Source organism: Halomonas campaniensis, assembly GCF_002211105.1.
GTDB lineage: Bacteria > Pseudomonadota > Gammaproteobacteria > Pseudomonadales > Halomonadaceae > Vreelandella > Vreelandella campaniensis_A.
Window position 1 is genome coordinate 37,383 of record NZ_JPUA01000012.1, and the last position, 17,198, is coordinate 54,580.

Annotated in this window: 18 protein-coding genes; 14 read left to right on the forward strand and 4 right to left on the reverse strand. The window is 55.4% G+C overall.

Annotation, left to right across the window (positions count from 1 at the left end; genetic code table 11):
- Nucleotides 1-32: 32 nt before the first annotated feature.
- Both JI62_RS05265 and JI62_RS05270 read left to right on the forward strand, forming a co-directional pair.
- On the forward strand, nucleotides 33-248 hold the full coding sequence (locus JI62_RS05265) for a hypothetical protein (RefSeq protein WP_035584784.1): 216 nt from the start codon (nucleotides 33-35) through the stop codon (nucleotides 246-248).
- Between the two features lie 190 nt (nucleotides 249-438).
- Entirely contained in the window at nucleotides 439-1,416 is a 978-nt protein-coding gene (locus tag JI62_RS05270) for a GlxA family transcriptional regulator (protein WP_170938481.1), read from the forward strand.
- A 7-nt stretch (nucleotides 1,417-1,423) separates the two neighbouring features.
- On the opposite strand, the gene JI62_RS05275 is transcribed toward JI62_RS05270, so the two are convergent.
- Nucleotides 1,424-2,218 (reverse strand): SDR family NAD(P)-dependent oxidoreductase, encoded by a 795-nt coding sequence (locus JI62_RS05275; RefSeq protein ID WP_088699155.1) that lies wholly within the window; start codon nucleotides 2,216-2,218, stop codon nucleotides 1,424-1,426.
- 220 nt (nucleotides 2,219-2,438) lie between these two features.
- Between JI62_RS05275 and JI62_RS05280 the strand changes: the two genes are divergently transcribed.
- From JI62_RS05280 to JI62_RS05310, 7 genes are all read left to right on the forward strand, one after another.
- Complete coding sequence (locus tag JI62_RS05280) at nucleotides 2,439-3,653, forward strand: aspartate aminotransferase family protein (RefSeq protein ID WP_088699156.1); 1,215 nt, start codon at nucleotides 2,439-2,441, stop codon at nucleotides 3,651-3,653.
- A 50-nt stretch (nucleotides 3,654-3,703) separates the two neighbouring features.
- Complete coding sequence (locus JI62_RS05285) at nucleotides 3,704-4,768, forward strand: arginine N-succinyltransferase (protein WP_088699157.1); 1,065 nt, start codon at nucleotides 3,704-3,706, stop codon at nucleotides 4,766-4,768.
- Entirely contained in the window at nucleotides 4,768-5,799 is a 1,032-nt protein-coding gene (gene astA, locus JI62_RS05290; protein ID WP_088699158.1) for an arginine N-succinyltransferase, read from the forward strand. The genes JI62_RS05285 and astA overlap by 1 nt, the downstream gene beginning before the upstream one ends.
- 24 nt (nucleotides 5,800-5,823) lie before the next feature.
- Nucleotides 5,824-7,296: a succinylglutamate-semialdehyde dehydrogenase gene (astD, locus tag JI62_RS05295; RefSeq protein WP_088699159.1), complete on the forward strand. Its 1,473-nt coding sequence runs from the start codon at nucleotides 5,824-5,826 to the stop codon at nucleotides 7,294-7,296.
- Nucleotides 7,293-8,660 carry an N-succinylarginine dihydrolase gene (astB, locus tag JI62_RS05300; protein WP_088699160.1) on the forward strand — a complete coding sequence of 456 codons (1,368 nt, stop codon included), beginning with the start codon at nucleotides 7,293-7,295 and terminating at the stop codon, nucleotides 8,658-8,660. The genes astD and astB overlap by 4 nt, the downstream gene beginning before the upstream one ends.
- Before the next feature lie 86 nt (nucleotides 8,661-8,746).
- Nucleotides 8,747-9,223, forward strand: coding sequence for a DUF523 domain-containing protein (locus JI62_RS05305; protein ID WP_088699161.1), 477 nt, complete (start codon nucleotides 8,747-8,749; stop codon nucleotides 9,221-9,223).
- 22 nt (nucleotides 9,224-9,245) lie between these two features.
- The gene (locus tag JI62_RS05310; protein WP_088699162.1) at nucleotides 9,246-9,671 is read left to right on the forward strand and encodes a GNAT family N-acetyltransferase; all 426 of its coding nucleotides are present in this window, start codon (nucleotides 9,246-9,248) and stop codon (nucleotides 9,669-9,671) included.
- Between the two features lie 78 nt (nucleotides 9,672-9,749).
- On the opposite strand, the gene JI62_RS05315 is transcribed toward JI62_RS05310, so the two are convergent.
- Nucleotides 9,750-10,688 (reverse strand): DMT family transporter, encoded by a 939-nt coding sequence (locus tag JI62_RS05315; protein WP_088699163.1) that lies wholly within the window; start codon nucleotides 10,686-10,688, stop codon nucleotides 9,750-9,752.
- Nucleotides 10,689-10,785: 97 nt separating this feature from the next.
- On the opposite strand from JI62_RS05315, the gene JI62_RS05320 reads away from it, so the two are divergent.
- From JI62_RS05320 to bluB, 4 genes are all read left to right on the forward strand, one after another.
- Nucleotides 10,786-11,274 carry a MarR family winged helix-turn-helix transcriptional regulator gene (locus tag JI62_RS05320; protein WP_088699164.1) on the forward strand — a complete coding sequence of 163 codons (489 nt, stop codon included), beginning with the start codon at nucleotides 10,786-10,788 and terminating at the stop codon, nucleotides 11,272-11,274.
- Between the two features lie 277 nt (nucleotides 11,275-11,551).
- A complete protein-coding gene (locus JI62_RS05325; RefSeq protein ID WP_088699165.1) occupies nucleotides 11,552-12,307 on the forward strand; it encodes an NAD(P)H-dependent oxidoreductase in 756 nt (251 codons plus the stop codon).
- A 100-nt stretch (nucleotides 12,308-12,407) separates the two neighbouring features.
- Nucleotides 12,408-12,887, forward strand: a complete 480-nt coding sequence (locus JI62_RS05330; protein WP_088699166.1) for a GNAT family N-acetyltransferase — start codon at nucleotides 12,408-12,410, stop codon at nucleotides 12,885-12,887.
- A gap of 22 nt (nucleotides 12,888-12,909) precedes the next feature.
- A complete protein-coding gene (gene bluB, locus JI62_RS05335) occupies nucleotides 12,910-13,587 on the forward strand; it encodes a 5,6-dimethylbenzimidazole synthase (RefSeq protein WP_088699167.1) in 678 nt (225 codons plus the stop codon).
- A gap of 8 nt (nucleotides 13,588-13,595) precedes the next feature.
- Here bluB and JI62_RS05340 read toward each other — a convergent pair whose 3' ends face one another.
- Together JI62_RS05340 and JI62_RS05345 are read right to left on the reverse strand one after the other, a co-directional pair.
- Nucleotides 13,596-15,116, reverse strand: a complete 1,521-nt coding sequence (locus JI62_RS05340; protein ID WP_088699168.1) for a sensor domain-containing diguanylate cyclase — start codon at nucleotides 15,114-15,116, stop codon at nucleotides 13,596-13,598.
- Nucleotides 15,117-15,231: 115 nt separating this feature from the next.
- On the reverse strand, nucleotides 15,232-16,215 hold the full coding sequence (locus tag JI62_RS05345; protein WP_088699169.1) for a helix-turn-helix transcriptional regulator: 984 nt from the start codon (nucleotides 16,213-16,215) through the stop codon (nucleotides 15,232-15,234).
- 148 nt (nucleotides 16,216-16,363) lie between these two features.
- Between JI62_RS05345 and JI62_RS05350 the strand changes: the two genes are divergently transcribed.
- A complete protein-coding gene (locus JI62_RS05350) occupies nucleotides 16,364-16,999 on the forward strand; it encodes a glutathione S-transferase family protein (protein WP_088699170.1) in 636 nt (211 codons plus the stop codon).
- Nucleotides 17,000-17,198: the final 199 nt, after the last annotated feature.

Consider the following 17,198-nt stretch of genomic DNA (forward strand, 5'->3'; position numbering starts at 1 on the left):
CGCCCAATTCGACCGGAACGCTGGAGGTGTTTATGGATACTAGGGAAAGCAAAACCCCGGAAGAAGAGAAGCAGCATATTATCAATGAGCGGATACCTGAGGATTATGAAACCTCAAAACCGCATCTACAGCCTGAAGCCAAGAAGCGGCCAGACGGGCTGTATAAACTGCTCCCGCTCGTGGTGATCATTCTCGGCGTGATTGTGGTCAGTATCGTCGTGTTAGGCATTATTAACCGGGGCAATTAGTACTTAGCCATGCTCTCTTATTTGCCGGGCCTTGCGCCCGGCAATTTGCATTCATGCGTCACGTTTTTGCTGCAGTGGTCATAACGCTGCCATCCGCTACGCAATTGGGTAAGATGGTCGTTTACCTACGGCGATGGCGGTTTTTCATGCAGCGTTTCACGCATCTTTTCAAGCAGCTCAATCAGTTATCATGCAGCCTAACCCGTTAGCCTCACAGGCAGCGCCGCCCCGTCGACGGGTGGCCTTTCTGCTGTTGCCGGGGTTTTCGTTACTGACCCACGCCAGTGCACTGGAACCGCTGCAAATGGCCAACCAGCTGAGTGGGCAGATGCTTTACCACACCGTCACATTAAGTCTCAATGACGAGCCCGTGCGCAGCGGTGCTCAGCTTTCGCTCATTGCTCAGCACGCCTTAAGTACCGCATTAGGCCCGCTTGACCTGCTGTTGATATGCGCACCAACACCGCTGCCCTATACGTTGCCCGCTAAGCTGAATGAGTGGTTGAGAGGACACCTGGGGCGCGGTGTGGCTCTGGGGGGGCTGGCCGGTGGCACAGAGGTATTGGCACGCTGTGGGTTGCTTGAAGGCTATCGGGCAACGCTCCCCTGGCAGCGTTTTGAAGCGTTTTCCCAGGCCTATCCCCAAGTAACCCTTTCTCAACAGCTGTTTGAAATTGACCGCGACAGGCTGACCTGCGCGGGCGGTACCGCGGCCATGGATCTTATGCTTACGCTGATTGGCCAGCATCACGGCGCGCGTTTGGCGGAGCAGGTGTCGGAGCAGTTTGTCTGTGATCGCATTCGCTTGGCCGATGAGCGCCAACACGTGCCGCTGCGCAGCCGTCTGGGCCATGCGCCACAAAGCCTGGTGGAGGCTGTTACGCTGATGGAAGCCAATATAGAGGAGCCGCTCTCGACCCTGGAGCTTGCCGAGCACCTGGGGATTTCCCGGCGTCAGTTGGAGCGGCTATTTAAGAAGTATCTGCAGGCGGTGCCCAGCCGCTACTACCTCGATTTGCGCTTGCAGGAAGCCCGCAAGCAGCTTAGAGAGAGTGACCGGCCAGTAGGCGATATTGCCTTTGCCACGGGGTTTTCCTCTGGCGCCCACTTCTCTACCGCCTACCGGCACCATTTCGGCATGACACCGCGGGAAGAGCGCCTGGGTTAGAAAAGGATTAGGTTAAGGTATCCACAATGCCGCCTTCCACGCGCAATGCCGCGCCGGTGGTGGCGCTGGCCTGGGGCGAGGCAGCGTAAACGCTCATGCTCGCCACCTCTTCGGGTGTCGCCAAGCGCTGGATGATGGAAGAGGGGCGGTTCTCCTGCACGAAGCGTTCTTCCATCTCTTGCTGAGAAATGCCCTCTTTCTCTGCCATTTCCCCAATCATCTTGAGCACGCCTTCTGAACGGGTCGGCCCGGGGAGAATGGCATTCACGGTGACCTGGGTGCCGCTGAGCACTTTGGCCAGCCCGCGAGAGACGGAGAGCAACGCCGATTTGGTCATGCCGTAATGCACCATCTCGCTAGGGATGTTGATCCCCGACTCGCTGGAGATGAACTGTATGCGGCCCCAATCGCGCTCGCGCATGCCCTGGGCGTAGTGGCGGGAAAGCCGCACCGCGCTCATGATATTAATATCGAAAAATTGCTGCCACGTGGCGTCATCTACATCGAAAAAGTCCTGCGGGCCGAAAATGCCTACGTTATTGATCAGGATATCCGCGCTGGGCTGCTGCTTAATAAGCGTTCGGCAACCTTCAGCAGTGCCGAGATCAGCCGCTACACCCTCTACCTTCGCATTGGGAGTAGCGTTTTTAAGCGCGGCGATGGCGTCATTAACTCGTGCTTGGGTACGTCCTGTCACGACCACGTGAGCGCCAGCATTGGCGAGTCCTTGAGCAATCGCAAAACCGATGCCTGCCGTCGAGCCGGTGATAATGGCGCGTTTGCCGCTTAGATCAATATGCATACGTTGGTCTCCTCTCGTCCTGAGTATTAATACCTCGCTACACAACGGATAGCTTCATAGCTTGCTAATAAGTATGGGGCTCTTTTAGGGTTCTTCAAGGTAGCCACTAGCATCACTAAGCGCCGCTATTCATAATTTGCCGTCCCATTGCTGAAAGCGGTTAAGCTGGTTGGCCCCTTATACTGTTTTCATTCCTTTCCTCCACTGGAGATAGCGTGCCATGAGCCATACCCCAAGCCGTCAAGATTACGACCACTACATGACGCCTAACTACTCCCCGCAGCAGGTCATTCCAGTGCGCGGTGAAGGCAGCCGCTTGTGGGATCAACAGGGCCGGGAATATATCGATTTCGCCGGGGGCATTGCGGTGAACTCCCTGGGCCACTGTCATCCGGTGCTGGTTAACGCGCTCAAAGAGCAGGGCGAAAAGCTTTGGCACCTCTCTAACGTGTATACCAACGAGCCAGCGCTGAATTTGGCCAAGACGCTGGTCGAGCGTACCTTCGCCGATAAGGTGTTCTTATGCTCTTCCGGCGGTGAAGCCAACGAAGCTGCGCTTAAGCTTGCTCGCCGCTGGGCGGTGGATAATTACGGTGAGCAGAAAGATAAAATCATATCGTTCTATCAATCCTTCCACGGCCGCACCTTCTTCACTGTCAGCGTGGGTGGTCAGCCCAAGTACTCCCAGGGCTTTGGCCCGGTGCCGGGCGGTATTCTCCACGCCGATTACAACGACCTAGAAAGCGTGCGCAAGCTGGTGGGCGACGACACCTGCGCGATTATGGTTGAACCCATGCAGGGCGAGGGCGGTATCGTGCCGGGCACCCAAGAATTCCTCCAAGGGCTGCGCGATCTATGCGACGAGCACAATGCGCTGCTGATTTTTGATGAGGTGCAGACCGGCGTTGGTCGTAGCGGCGAACTCTACGCTTATAAGAACTACGGTATCACGCCGGATATTCTTACCAGTGCCAAATCCTTGGGCGGCGGTTTCCCCATAGGTGCTATGTTGGCAATCGACTCGGTGGCCAAATCGCTGGTGGTGGGCACCCACGGTTCTACTTACGGTGGAAACGCGCTGGCATCAGCTGTTGCCCTGGCGGCGGTGGAGCTTATCGATACCCCCGAGGTACTCGAAGGCGTTAAGCATCGCCATGATCTGTTCCGCGAACACTTAGAAACCATCAACCGTAAGCACGGCGTGTTTAAAGAGATTCGCGGTATGGGCTTATTGATCGGTGCCCAGATGTCGGATGCCTATGAGGGCCGTGCTAAAGACATTCTGCCGCTGGCTATTGAAGAGGGTTTGATGGCGCTGATTGCCGGGCCGAACGTGCTGCGCATGGCACCTTCTCTGGTCATCCCAGAAGCGGATATCGCCGAAGGCATGGCTCGCTTAGAGCGCGCGATTGAGCGGTTAGTTGCGAGCGCATGAGAGAGCAACAGGCTGCGTCAATCGTGTTAACTGAAGGGGAGGCGTCGAGGATGCTGGTAGTTCGACCCGTTAAAGCGGCTGACCTGATGGCGCTGGAGCAGCTGGCTGAGCACGCGGTGCCGAGGCTCACCAACTTGCCCGCAAATCGCGAACGGCTCCAGGAGCGTATAGCGCGCTCCCAGGACGCCTTCAACGGCGACGTCGAGTTTCCTGAGGATGAGCACTATACGTTTGTACTCGCCGACGATAGTCGCGAGGAAGTGCTCGGTACGGCCACTATCCGTGCCCAGGCGGGAGCCAATGAGGCTTACTACACCTACCGCCAGGAAACGCTGATTCACGCTTCTCAGCAGTTGAATGTACGTCGCGAAGTTCAGACGTTGGCGCTTTCCCACGAAGTCTCGGACGCCACCCTGCTGTGCGCCTTTTCGCTTAACCCGCGTTATAAAGGCACCAGTGCGGAGAGCCTGCTGCGCCGTGCGCGGCTGATGTTTATCGCCCAGTACCCCGAGCGCTTTTCGCGCATTCTGGCGGTGGCGTTTCCCGGCTATCTGGATGCCCGCAATGAGTCACCGTTCTGGGAGAGCGTCGGGCGGCACTTTTTCGCCCGCAGCTTCCAGGATATGAATCATATTGCCGGGGTACGCTCGAAAAGTTTTATTGCTGAAGTCATGCCCCAGTTTCCGCTCTATTTGCCGCTGCTAACGCCTCAAGCGCGGGCGGCGATTGGCCGGGAACACCCGGCCCACGAAGAGGCGCTGGAGGAGATGCTGGCGGAGGGCTTCGTGCGCTCGCGGCATGTGGATATTTTTGACGCCGGGCCGATCGTCAAAGCCGAGCGCGAGCGGCTGGAAACCTTCCGCAGTGCCGCCTGGCACCCGGTGCGCATTCGTCCTGAACACGCGTTGCCCGATGCCGAGCCAGCACTGGTCGCCAATCAAAAACTGGGCGAGTTCCGCTGTATCGTCGCGCGCTACGCGCTCTCGCCTACGGGCCAGTTGATGCTCTCAGCGGAGCACGCCGAGCGGCTGGGCGTGACCGAAGGGCGAGCGGTATTGGCCGCGCCGCTGACGCTACCCACTGCGGTAGACGCGCTCGATGAAGGAGAAATGTAATGCGCATTCGACCCATTGCCCGTGATGATTTGGATGGGCTTCAGGCGCTTGCGCAGCAGGCGGGCGTTGGCTTTACCTCGCTGCCGGATAACCGCGAGTTTCTAGCCGGCAAGATTGAAGCGGCCGCCAGTGCCTTTGAAGAGCGCACCCCGGTGGATGACCGGCTCTACTTCTTTGTGCTGGAAGATGAGGTAAGCGGCGAACTCGCTGGCTGCTGCGCCATAGAGGGCCAAGTCGGCCGTGAAGTGCCGTTCTACAACTACCGGCTGGGTACCCTGGCACACTCCTCGGTACAGCTGGACCTTCACCGCACTATCGACACGCTGTTTTTAAGCTCCGACCATACCGGTGATGCCGAGGTGTGCTCGCTGTTTCTGCGCCCGGAATACCGCGGCGAAGCCAACAAACATTTGCGCAACGGCGCGTTGCTCTCCAAAGCGCGCTGGCTGTTTATCGCCCAGTTCCGCGACCGCTTCCCCGATAAAGTGCTGGCGGAAATGCGCGGTGTGTTCGACGAGAACAACACCAGTCCCTTCTGGGAGAGCCTGGGCAAACACTTCTTCCCTATGGATTTCAGCGAAGCTGACCGCCTAACAGGCCTGGGGCAGAAGAGCTTTATTGGCGAGCTGATGCCCAAGTTTCCCATTTACACCACCTTTATGGCCGAAGAGGCGCGTTCCTGCATTGGCCAGGTGCATCGTCACACCCGCCCGGCGCTGGAGATGCTTAAAAAAGAGGGGCTGCGCTGGGAAGGCTATATCGATATTTTCGACGGTGGCCCAACGGTGGAGGCGTACATTGATGACGTACGCGCTATCCGCAACTCACGGCTCTGCCAGGTGGAGATCTCTGCCGCTGCCAGCGAAGAGAGTGTCAGCCGCTGGCTGGCGGCCACCACCCAGATGCTCAACTTTACCGCCAGTTGGGTAGGCCGCGCGCCCAGCGAAGACAACACCATCGTGCTGAGCGAACAAGAAGCGCTGCGCTTAGGCGTTGCCGCCGGCGATACCCTACGGCTACTCGAGACCTAGGCGACGTTTACAGGAGAGTTTTTTATGCACGCCCAACAGCAGCAACTCATCAATGGCGCCTGGGTCGCAGGCGACGCCGAGCCGTTGAGCAAGCACGACCCCGTTTCTGGCAAGTCGCTATGGCAAGCAGCGACGGCTAGCTCAGAACAGGTCACGGCCGCTGTGAAAGCCGCCCGTGGTGCCTTCCCCGGCTGGGCGCGTACACCCTTTGCCGAGCGCCAGGCGCTTGTCGAGCGATTTGCTGAAGTGCTGAAAGCACGCTCTGAAGAACTTGCCGTGGCGATTGCCTCTGAAACCGGCAAACCGCTCTGGGAGGCTCGCACCGAGGCGGGCGCGATGGTGGGTAAGGTGGCGCTCTCTGTAAAAGCGTATAACGAACGCACCGGTGAGCGGGAAAAAGAAGTCGGCAGCGCCAAAGCCGTGCTTCGTCATCGTCCTCATGGTGTGATGGCGGTGTTTGGCCCTTACAACTTCCCTGGCCACCTGCCCAACGGGCATATGGTGCCTGCGCTATTGGCGGGTAACTGTGTGGTCTTCAAACCCAGCGACCAAACCCCGCTGACGGCAGATTTAACGCTGCAGTGCTGGCTGGAAGCTGGGCTTCCCGCAGGCGTTATCAATCTGGTGCAGGGCGGTGTGCCGGTGGGCCAAGCGCTGGCAGGTAACCCCGATATTGATGGTCTACTGTTTACCGGTAGCGCCAAAGTGGGCGGTATGCTGCATCAACAGTTTGCCGGGCAGTTGGATAAAATCCTGGCGCTGGAACTGGGCGGCAATAACCCGTTGGTGGTGAAAGATGTCGACGACGAGCGCGCCGCGGTATTGACCATTCTGCAGTCGGCGTATCTCTCCGGCGGCCAGCGCTGCACCTGCGCGCGGCGCTTAATGGTGCCGGAAGGGGCCGTCGGTGATCGCTTGATCGATGCGCTTTCAGAGGCGATCACCAAGCTACACGTGGCAGGGCAGTTCGAAGAAAATCCTGCGCCGTTCTATGGCGGTTTGGTCAGCGTAGCGGCGGCGGATAGCCTGCTGAAAGCCCAAGAAGAGTTGGAAACCATGGGCGGCACGGTGATCAATCGTATGAAGCGCCTGGAAGAGAACACCAGCCTGTTAAGTCCCGCGCTGATTGATGTGACCGGTCTTGACGTGCCGGACGAGGAGCACTTCGGCCCGCTGCTGAAAATCCACCGCTATCGCGATTGGGATGAAGCGCTTGAGCTTGCCAATAACACCCGCTACGGGCTCTCCGCCGGTTTAATTGGCGGTGATCGAACCGATTGGGATGACTTCCTGCTGCGTATTCGCGCCGGAATCGTCAACTGGAATCGCCAAACCACCGGCGCATCCGGCGATGCACCTTTTGGTGGTGTGGGTGACAGCGGCAATCACCGTCCCAGTGCTTTTTATGCGGCAGACTACTGCGCCTACCCGGTGGCCTCCATGGAAGCTGACAGCCTGGAGATGCCCGAGACCCTGCCGCCGGGAGTGAGTCTATGAGTGCCGCCGATATCAGTAGCGTCAGGGAAGTCAATTTTGACGGCCTGGTCGGCCCAACCCACAACTACTCTGGGTTGGCCGTGGGCAACGTCGCTTCCATGAGCCACGGCGGCCTGGTCTCCAACCCCAAAGAGGGCGCGCTGCAGGGGCTGCTTAAGATGAAGTCGCTGATGGACGCGGGCTACGCCCAGGGCGTTCTGCCGCCCCAACAGCGCCCGGATATTGGCGCACTGCGCGATTTAGGTTTTAGCGGTAGCAACAGTGAGGTATTGGCTCGCGCCGCTCTTGAAGCCCCACAGTTGCTGCGAGCGGTATGTTCGGCCTCCAGTATGTGGACGGCTAACGCGGGTACCATTACCCCCAGCATCGACGCATCAGATAACCGGGTACACTTCACCCCAGCGAATCTGCAATCCAGCTTTCACCGCTACCTGGAGCCGCAAACCACTGGCCGCGTGCTGCAGGCAATTTTCCGCGACGAACAGCACTTCGCCCACCATCCGGTGCTGCCTGCAACCCCAGCCTTTTCCGATGAAGGTGCGGCCAATCACACCCGTTTGTGTGGTGAGCATGGCGAACCAGGCGTTCACCTGTTCGTATATGGCCGCCAAACGTTTGGTGACGTGCGTAGCGGCGATCGCGAACCACAGCGCTACCCCGCCCGGCAAACCCTGGAAGCCAGCCAGGCGGTAGCTCGCCAGCACGGGCTTACCGAAGCGCAAACGGTGTTTGCCCAGCAGCATCCGGACGCCATCGACGCGGGCGTCTTCCATAACGATGTCATTGCCGTAGGTAATGGCCCCGTGCTGCTCTACCACGAAATGGCCTTTCTGAACGAAGAGGGCACCCTGGATGCGCTGCGCGCTAAAATGAGTACACCCCTTATTCCGGTGCGGGTGCCCCTTGAGGCAGTGAGTATGGAAGATGCAGTGGCATCATATCTTTTCAATTCGCAGCTGCTCTCCAACCCGGACGGCACCATGACCCTGGTAGTGCCCGGCGAATGCCAGGAACGCGAAGCGGTATGGAACACTATCCAAAATCACCTGCTAGCAGGTAATAACCCGATCAGTGAAGTGATCGTCAAAGACGTTAAGCAGAGCATGCGCAACGGCGGCGGCCCCGCCTGCCTGCGCCTGCGCGTGGTGCTAACGGACGCCGAACGCGCAGCGCTCACCGGCCGCGTGCTGCTCACCGCTACGCTCTATGATGACCTAACCGCGTGGGTGAATCGCCACTATCGCGACCGGCTGGCCCCGGATGATTTGGCCGATCCACAGCTGGCAGAAGAGTCCCTCACCGCGCTGGATGAACTCACTCAACTGCTGAAAATTGGCCCGGTTTATCCGTTTCAGTTGGGGTAGGGGATAAGTTAAGCAGTAAGATAAAACGCCAAGGTCATGCCTTGGCGTTTCGCATTGATTGGAGCGGTGATTTGAAGAAAGTATTAATGAGTGCCTGCCTGTTGGGGAAAAAGGTTCGCTACGATGGTGGCGCCCTTGCGGTGGCTGATCAGATCGTTGAGCGGTGGCGTTCGGAAGGTCGGATCGTGTCTGTATGCCCTGAAGTTGAGGTGGGAATGAGCATTCCCAGACCACCCGCAGAGATTTTTAAAGGTAGTGGTGAGGGCGTATTAAACGGCGAGCTCGATGTTATCGAAAAAGGCGGAGCCAAGGTAACCAATGACTTTTTAGCGGGTGCCTCTATTGCTTTGAACTTGTGCCGTAAATTCGATATCAGCGTCGCAGTACTTGCTGAATTCAGCCCTTCTTGTGGAAGCTCTGCTATTTATGACGGCAGTTTCTCTGGTAAAAAAGTACCCGGTATGGGAGTGACAGCCGCACTGCTCCGCGAGCATGGCGTTCAAGTGTTTAGTCAGTATGAAATTGAGGCAGCCAATAACGCGCTTATTGGAGAAATTGTCTGAACGCAGCTATAGGATGGAAGATATGTCGCCTATTATTCGGCCTACTGACGACAAGGCGTTCGCGGAAAACATCATTATTCAGAATATGTCAGCCTACTACAATCAGCTTGATATGCGCTGGGATACCGCCCTGTTTGCTAAACAGTGGGGGGAGTTGGACAGCTACGAGTTAATCATAAACTCGTCACGAGTGGGTCTGCTATGCATCAATCACGATGAAAATGCCTACTATATTCGTGAACTACAAATTGATAAGAAGTGGCAGCGCCAAGGCTTGGGTACAACGGCAATTCGATACACGGAGGAAATGGCTAAACAAGCAGGCATTCACTTACTTCGGTTACGTGTGTTTTGTATCAACCCAGCAATAGCGCTATACGAGCATATGGGGTTTCGTATTTGTAAAACTGAAGATAATACTCACTACATGCAGCGGCGCATTTTTTAATGGTAAAAATAAGTCTGTTTAACGGCTACTGGTGAGCCCCTTTACGGGGCGTCTAACCATGATCGTGGTTCTCTTCGTTTAGGCGGTTTTATTAGGCGCTTGTTTGGCTTTGCCAATATTGAGCAGGGCAATACCGGCACCAATTAACAGAGTGCCTAGCAGTAAGCCCTCGGGGGCAGTTTCTTCCTGCAACACTATGGCGACCGGAACGCCTACCACGGCGCCAACGGAACCCAGCAGGCTTAGAAACACCGGGCCGCCACTTTTCTGTAGCAGGAAGAGCAGTAAGAACTGGCCTGCGAAGACCATCGCCTGGAGTGTAATTAGCAAGAACGGTAGGGAGCGTTCTGTCGGAACGTTCAGTGAGAAGCCCGGCAGAAACCCCACACTGAGTAGAATGATGGCCGCGGCGATAAGCATCCCCGGTGCCAGCGCATCGCTGGAGACGCCTTCTGGCCATCGTAAGGTTCGGTAGAGGTTGCCGATAGCCAGCAGAACGGGGCCGATTAAGGCAAGAAAAATCCAGAGATAATTGGCATCCGGCGCGGAAAGCTTATGGAAAGCTAGGGTGACGGCCCCCGCCAGGGCTGATATTACCCCCGCTGCGCGCAACACCTGAAACTGTTCCATTTTTAACGCTAATGCGCCGACGTAGGTGAGTAGCGGTGGAAGGGTGATGATTAATGCTACGAACCCCGCACCCACATGGGGGATAGCTGAGAAAAAAAGCAGGTTGGCACCCGCTACGCCCAGCAGACCTGAAATAGCGTAGTACTCAACGGTGCGGAGGTTTACCGGCGGTAGATTGCCGCGGAAGGCCGCGAGAACCAATAAAATAAGCGCCGCTCCTGAAATTGACCAAAACAGAAAAGCGAGTGCCGGTAGCTGAATGTCACCGGCAAGTTTTGCCAAATTAGTCGATAGACCCAGTAAGGCACCACCGGATAACAGATACACCAGTGGGGCAAGCCAAACTCTTGTGCGTGAGTGGGAGCGGGTAGTGCTTAATAATGTCATTCGCGTAGTTCTCATTGGTACCGTTTCGAAAGTGTCTTGATATCAAGTTATGTGCGATTAATCTTGACGTCAAGATAATTAGGCGCAAAATACGCTTATGGATCATGTAGACAACATTCTCAAACAGTGGCGGCAGGAGCGGCCTGACCTTGAAGTAGCCCCGATGGGTACCATCGGGCGGGTCAAACGGCTTAACCACGCTTTAATGCGCGCAATGGAGAAGACCTGGGCGAAATACGGTCTGACTGATGCGAGCTTTGACGTTCTGGCGACCCTTCGTAGAGAGGGGGAGCCCTACGCGCTATCGCCGGGTGATTTAATGACATCCACGATGGTGACCTCAGGCACCATGACTCACCGTATCAACCAGCTGGAAAAGGCGGGGTTGATAAAGCGGGTCAAAAACCCTAATGATGGTCGCGGTTTTTTAATCTCTCTTACTCAATGTGGATTTGAGTTAATCGATGAAGCCGTTGCTGCCCATGTGGAAACCCAGGCGCAGCTGGTCAGCGGCCTGACTGAAGAGCAACGAGCGCAACTCGATGTTCTGCTTAGGCAGTTCTTAGCGGGATTTGAGCAGGAGTGAGGTTTGTCATCGTGGCAAATTCGCCACTATTGAAAAGAGTCACGTCTAGATCTTGTTCCATTTCGCTTAAATACCTGTAAACGTTGGCATGGCTGATACACAGCGCTCGGCTGATGCCGGATAGCGCCTCACCTTTGTAGTCGCGAGGACAATTGCTAGATCGTCCCACCTTATTTGCTGTTCATTCATGCAAGCTGAGTTGTTATTTTTCGCGAATGTTTGAGCGTATTTGAACAGGTTAGTCTGTCGTTGAACCAATCAATAGGGGCAGCGCAGAATGAATGTATTGATCGTCTTGGCTCATCCTGAACGCAAGTCGTTCAATGGCGGCTTGGTGGATGTGGCGGTAAAACAGCTAGAGGACGCGGGTCATCAAGTTGAGGTGGGTGATCTCTATGCTGAACAGTTTGATCCGGTAGAGCACGCTGAGCAATATCCGCATAGCGCCGTGGCGTCGGACTACTTCTATCCCCTCAATGAGCAGCGGGCTCACTATCAGCAAGACACATTACCGCAGGATGTCCAGCGGGAGTTGGCGCGGTTGGAGTGGGCTGACTTGGTGATCTTCCAGTTCCCTTTATGGTGGCACGCCCAGCCCGCTATTTTGAAAGGCTGGTTTGATCGCGTACTGGTATATGGAGGGCGCTACACAAGCCGTATGCGTTACGATCATGGCTACTTTCGTGGCAAACGTGCCATGCTCTCAGTCACCGCTGGCTCTCCTGGAATAGCCTTTCAACCCTTTGGGCGTGCGGGTGATATGGTCGCCTGGCTATGGCCTATGCATGCTTCGCTCTACTATGTTGGCTTTGATGTACTCCCGCCTCAAGTAAGCTATGGCGTGCAGGGCGGTGGTATTGAGTATCAGAAAGAGGATGCTCTGCGGATCCATCTCAATGCCTGTAAAGAGTGCTGGGCCACGCGTCTTGCGCACTGGGAGCGTGAAAAGCCGATACCATTTGCCGGTTGGGAGGATTGGAACAGCGAAGGTGTACTGTGTGAGACAAGCCCTTGGCGCTGGCGGCTAGGCTAAGCACGTATATTTCCTGGCGCCGTGATAAAGGCTCTGTTATCAAATCTTCTGTACACTTTGCGTACACAAAATAACGCCATGAGCGGGAGAGTTAACCGGTATGCCCTTACATTTTCGCTGGTTCAGATTCGATGAGCTTAGCACCCGCGATTTTTATGAGATTGTCAAAGCGCGAGAATCGGTGTTTGTGGTAGAGCAGCAGTGTGCTTATCAGGAAGTGGATGAGCTGGATCCGCTCGCCTGGCATCTCCTGGCCACGGTAGGCGGGAAACTGGCCGCCTATATTCGTCTGCTGGGGCCGGGTGATAAGTTTGCCGAGCCCTCGATTGGTCGGGTGATGACCCTTACCGCCTTCCGCGGACATCAGTATGGGCGTGTGCTGATGAGTGAGGCGATTCGCTTCACCGAACAGACCTACCCTAGTCTCGGCATCAAGATTGGCGCACAGGTCTATCTAACCGCCTTCTATGAATCTTTCGGGTTTAAGGCCGTCAGTGAGTCCTATGATGAAGATGGCATACTGCATGTCGATATGCTGAAACCCGCCGTGTCGGCGTCTAAAAGCCCCTCTGTTAGCTGACGTAGCCGTAGGACGTTTCTTTATGACTGTATCGAATGGTCGTTTTACCGATAGTGAACGGCAAGGGGTTTACCGCGCCATCTTTGAGCGGCGCGACGTGCGCTCACAGTTTTTGCCTGACCCGGTTTCCCCTGATGTGCTGACCCGCCTGCTGGAAGCTGCGCATCATGCGCCTTCTGTGGGATTTATGCAGCCCTGGGATTTCATCGTGATTGAGAGTCGCGACGTCAGGGAGACGGTGCTGGCGATGTTTGAGCAAGAGAACCAGAAGGCCGCCGAGCGCTTTGAAGGTGAGCGTAAAGAGCATTATCGCAGCCTTAAGCTGCAAGGGATTATGGAAAGCCCGCTTAATCTCTGCATTACCTGTGACCGCAGCCGAGGCGGCCCCCATGTGCTAGGGCGCAATAGCATTGTGGAAACCGACCTGTTTAGCACTTGTTTAGCCGTGCAAAACCTCTGGCTGGCAGCGCGGGCGGAAGGGATTGGCGTTGGTTGGGTGAGTATTCTTGACCAGGAGCAGCTGAGCACTGCGTTAAATCTGCCTGAGCACGTTTACCCGCTGGCTTATCTCTGCCTTGGCTACGTGAGTGAGTTTTTAGATCAGCCAGAGCTTGAAGCGCAAGGCTGGCGTTCCCGCCTGCCTTTAAGTGACTTGGTGCATGGCGATAAGTGGGGGCAGCCGTTTAGCAGTGGGTTGTGAGCACGCTTCTATAGGAAGGGCCTGCTTGCTGTGCCCAGTCCATCTGCCCATTGCTTACGGCGTTGGCTTTTATTTGCGTACATGCGCTCGTCTGCCAACGCAAACACCTGTTGGGCGGGAACTTCACTGGAGCTGGCGCAGCCTATGCTCACATGAAGCATGAGTTCTTCATGTTCACCGCTGGCGGTGTCGATAGTGCAGCGCTGTTCAGGCAAGTTTTCCTGGATCAAGTTGGCCATACGCCTAGCTGCCGTTAGGTCGGCAGAGGGGAACAGAATGACGAATTCATCGCCACCGTAGCGAGCCAGTATGTCGCTGTCTCTGCAGTGAAATTGCAGGTACTGGGCAACGCAGGCAATTAGTTGGTCGCCTGCCACGTGCCCATAATGGTCGTTTACGTCCTTGAGCCTATCGACATCCAACATCAGCACCGCAAAATCCAGGTTTGGCGTCTGCACCTTGCCCTGAATACTCATCTGCAGCGCTGATTCCAAAAAACCTCGGTTATAAAGCCCGGTGAGTCCGTCACGCTCAGCCGTTTTCTTCAGTTCCAAATGCAGCAATTTATTCTCGGTAGCTGCCGCCAGCTGGTCGGCAAACAGAGACAGTATTTGCTTCAAACCGTCGTCCCGGCTGGGAGCTTTCACAATCAGCCAGCCTTCATACATGCTTAGTCGGCCCGCCATCGACGCGACATACAGATTCTCGCCTTTATCTGTTTGTGGCAGTGTGGTTGGATCTCCTCCTTGCCCATGAACGTTTGTTAATAAAAATCTTAGGCGTTTTTCATCCTCTGAGCTTAGCCCTGCCACCGCTGCGAAGCGTGTCACTTCTGAACGCTGCCGTTCTTGTAAAAAAACCGCAAATCCGTAGTCGGGGAAGTGGGTCTGTAGGTGGTTTAAGGAGTCAACCAGCAGAGTATGGATATTGGTCGCGCGATTTGCGACGGCTCCTAGATCAAGCAGGGCGTGGAAGACTCTGTTTTGAAACCTTATCTCGCCTATGCTGCGGCCAATCTTGCGATTCTGACTGTAGGTGACGCGGCCAATGGTTAGAAAATAGACCACTGCCCCGGCCCATTGGTAGATGTCTAAACGGTTGCTTACATAGGGACGAAAAGTGAACCCCGTTAGGGCGCTTCCAAACAAAGCTGCAAGAATGAAAAGTCCGGCTGCAATAAGCATTTTCCGCACTCCACCGACCACCAAATTATTCATCAAACAGGCAAGCCCAATGGTGATGGTCGCTAAAACGTAAAAATCCAGTACGCTGCACCAAAAACCAAATAGCAGGCTGTCAAAGAGGAGGTTTCTGAACTCGGCACGCTTGGAGTTCTGGGCGTGTGCTGCAAGCGCATAGGCAACGCCGGGCCATAGTAGTAGCAACATCCCGGGTAGAATAAGCGTCCAGCCGCTGCCTTCTACAACGGCGATCCATACGGTTAGCCCGAAGGTATGGCAAAAGGCAAAAATGCGTGGGGCAATTATTGCCAATGCAAGACGGTGTGGGCGTCTCAAAGAAGGTTGCATTCGTGAGTCTTTATTTAACGTTATTTGACCAACAGACTAGCACCTAAGTGGCTAAGAAGCCCTATCCTGGCGTCAGACGAATAGTGCGTTTCATTCTCATAAGTTGCAGACAGTGTCAGGGCGTATCGATTGGATATGATGAAGCTGTCTCGCAACTGGCCAGTAAATGGTTGGCGTGCTCGCGAAGTGCCGCTTTGAGGCCATCTGGCTTGAGAACGGTAAATCGAAACGGGAGCTGTGCCAGCCAATAGGCAAACCACTCGAAGCTGTCGGTTCGGGTGGTGAGCAGTAATCCACCGTCAACCTCCTCAAACGGGCCTGTACAGAAAAATCGGTTCTCAACGTCAGCGGACACGGCATGATCGATGTGTAGCACCAGTGATACTTCATGAGTTGGCCCCCAGGAGCTGAGGCTTTCGCTCAAAAAATCGGCTGCATTGAAGTGAGCGGGTCGTATGAAAGTAGCATCGAGCAGGTGGACACCGCTGATACGATCCAGCCTAAATGAGCGCATGGCGCCCCTCAGGTGGCAAAAACCAACGGCATACCACCGGCCCTGTTGGAAAACCAGTCCGTAGGGGTCGATCCGACGCTCAATCTGATCGTGCTGCGGAGAGTGGTAGATCAGCCCGACGGTTCGCATGGCTTCAGTGGCTTTCGTCAGCGTCTCAAGTGCACGGTCATCACGGCTGGGTTCACGCCGGGGTAATATCACCTGAGTGGTCTCACTGATACCGCGCACCCGTCTTTTTAACTTCGCAGGCATCACTCGTTCGAGCTTTGCTTGCACGCTGGCAATGGCAGGCGCTGCGTTCGTCATACCCAGCTGGCTGGCGGCCACTAAGCCTAGAGAAACGGCGAACGTCTCTTCGTCGGTAAACATCATCGGTGGCAGCTTGAAGCCAGCCACCAGTCGATAGCCACCGTAGCGCCCCTGTTCGGTCACTATCGGCACACCTATATCTTCCAGCGCCGTAATGTAACGCCGTATAGTACGTCGATCCACGCCCAGGCGTTCGGCCAACTCTGCGCCGCCCATCTGACCATTAGCCTGCAGCAACTCAAGCACCGCAAGTATGCGTGTTGTGGGGCCTGCCATTAGCGCCTCCTTCCTCAAGCCATCGTTAAAGTCTTGCAGAAAAATGCATTGTTGCTTTTATTTAGGACGGATTATCACCTATTAACACACTAATCTGATCTGGCAGTACCTTATGTCACCGAAAAATTGACTGAAAAAGGAGCCTAATATGTCAGAGCTAACGTTTTACACTCACCCTATGTCTCGCGGGCGCGTGGTGCGCTGGATGCTGGAAGAAGTAGGCATAGCCTACTCGGTAAAGGCGATGGAGTTCGGCCCCGAGATGAAAACCGAAGACTACTTGGCCATCAACCCCATGGGGAAAGTGCCTGCCATCAAACATGGCAACACTGTGGTGACGGAAGTAGCGGCTATCTGCGCGTACCTGGCAGATCAGTTTCCAGATAAAAAGCTGTCACCGTCCCCGCAATCTCCCGAACGTGGCGTTTACTATCGCTGGCTGTTTTTTATGGCGGGCCCGTTCGAAATGGCCACCAGCGCCATGACTTATGATTGGAAAATCGACAGCAGCAACGCACAGGCTGTCGGCTGTGGACAAGTGGAAGACAGTATCAATACGCTTGAAAAAGCACTCACTGAAAATGCTTATATCTGCGGCGATCAGTTTACTGCGGCAGATATCTTGGTTAGTAGTTATCTCTGGTGGGAAACGATGCAGAAGAACATCCCGCCCAACGAGGTGTTCAAGCAGTACATTGAGCGCATGGAAAGCAGGCCAGCAGCCAAGCGTGCCAATGAGTTGGATGATGAACTGGCTAAGCACTTAAAGCCTGTGACCGCCTGATGAATTGACTGTGTTGCTGCCCAGCCCTTAAGCGAACAGGGCTTGCAAGGTGAGATTAGCCCTACCTGGTTGCAGTTTTTTTGACAGCGCATGGCGGTGAGATCTCTGGCTAGCGGCGTGTGCAGGAGGTATCGGCGCTAGCCAGCCTACCCATATATCGCTACTGTATTTGCTTGTGCTAAATAAGACAGGCGCCACT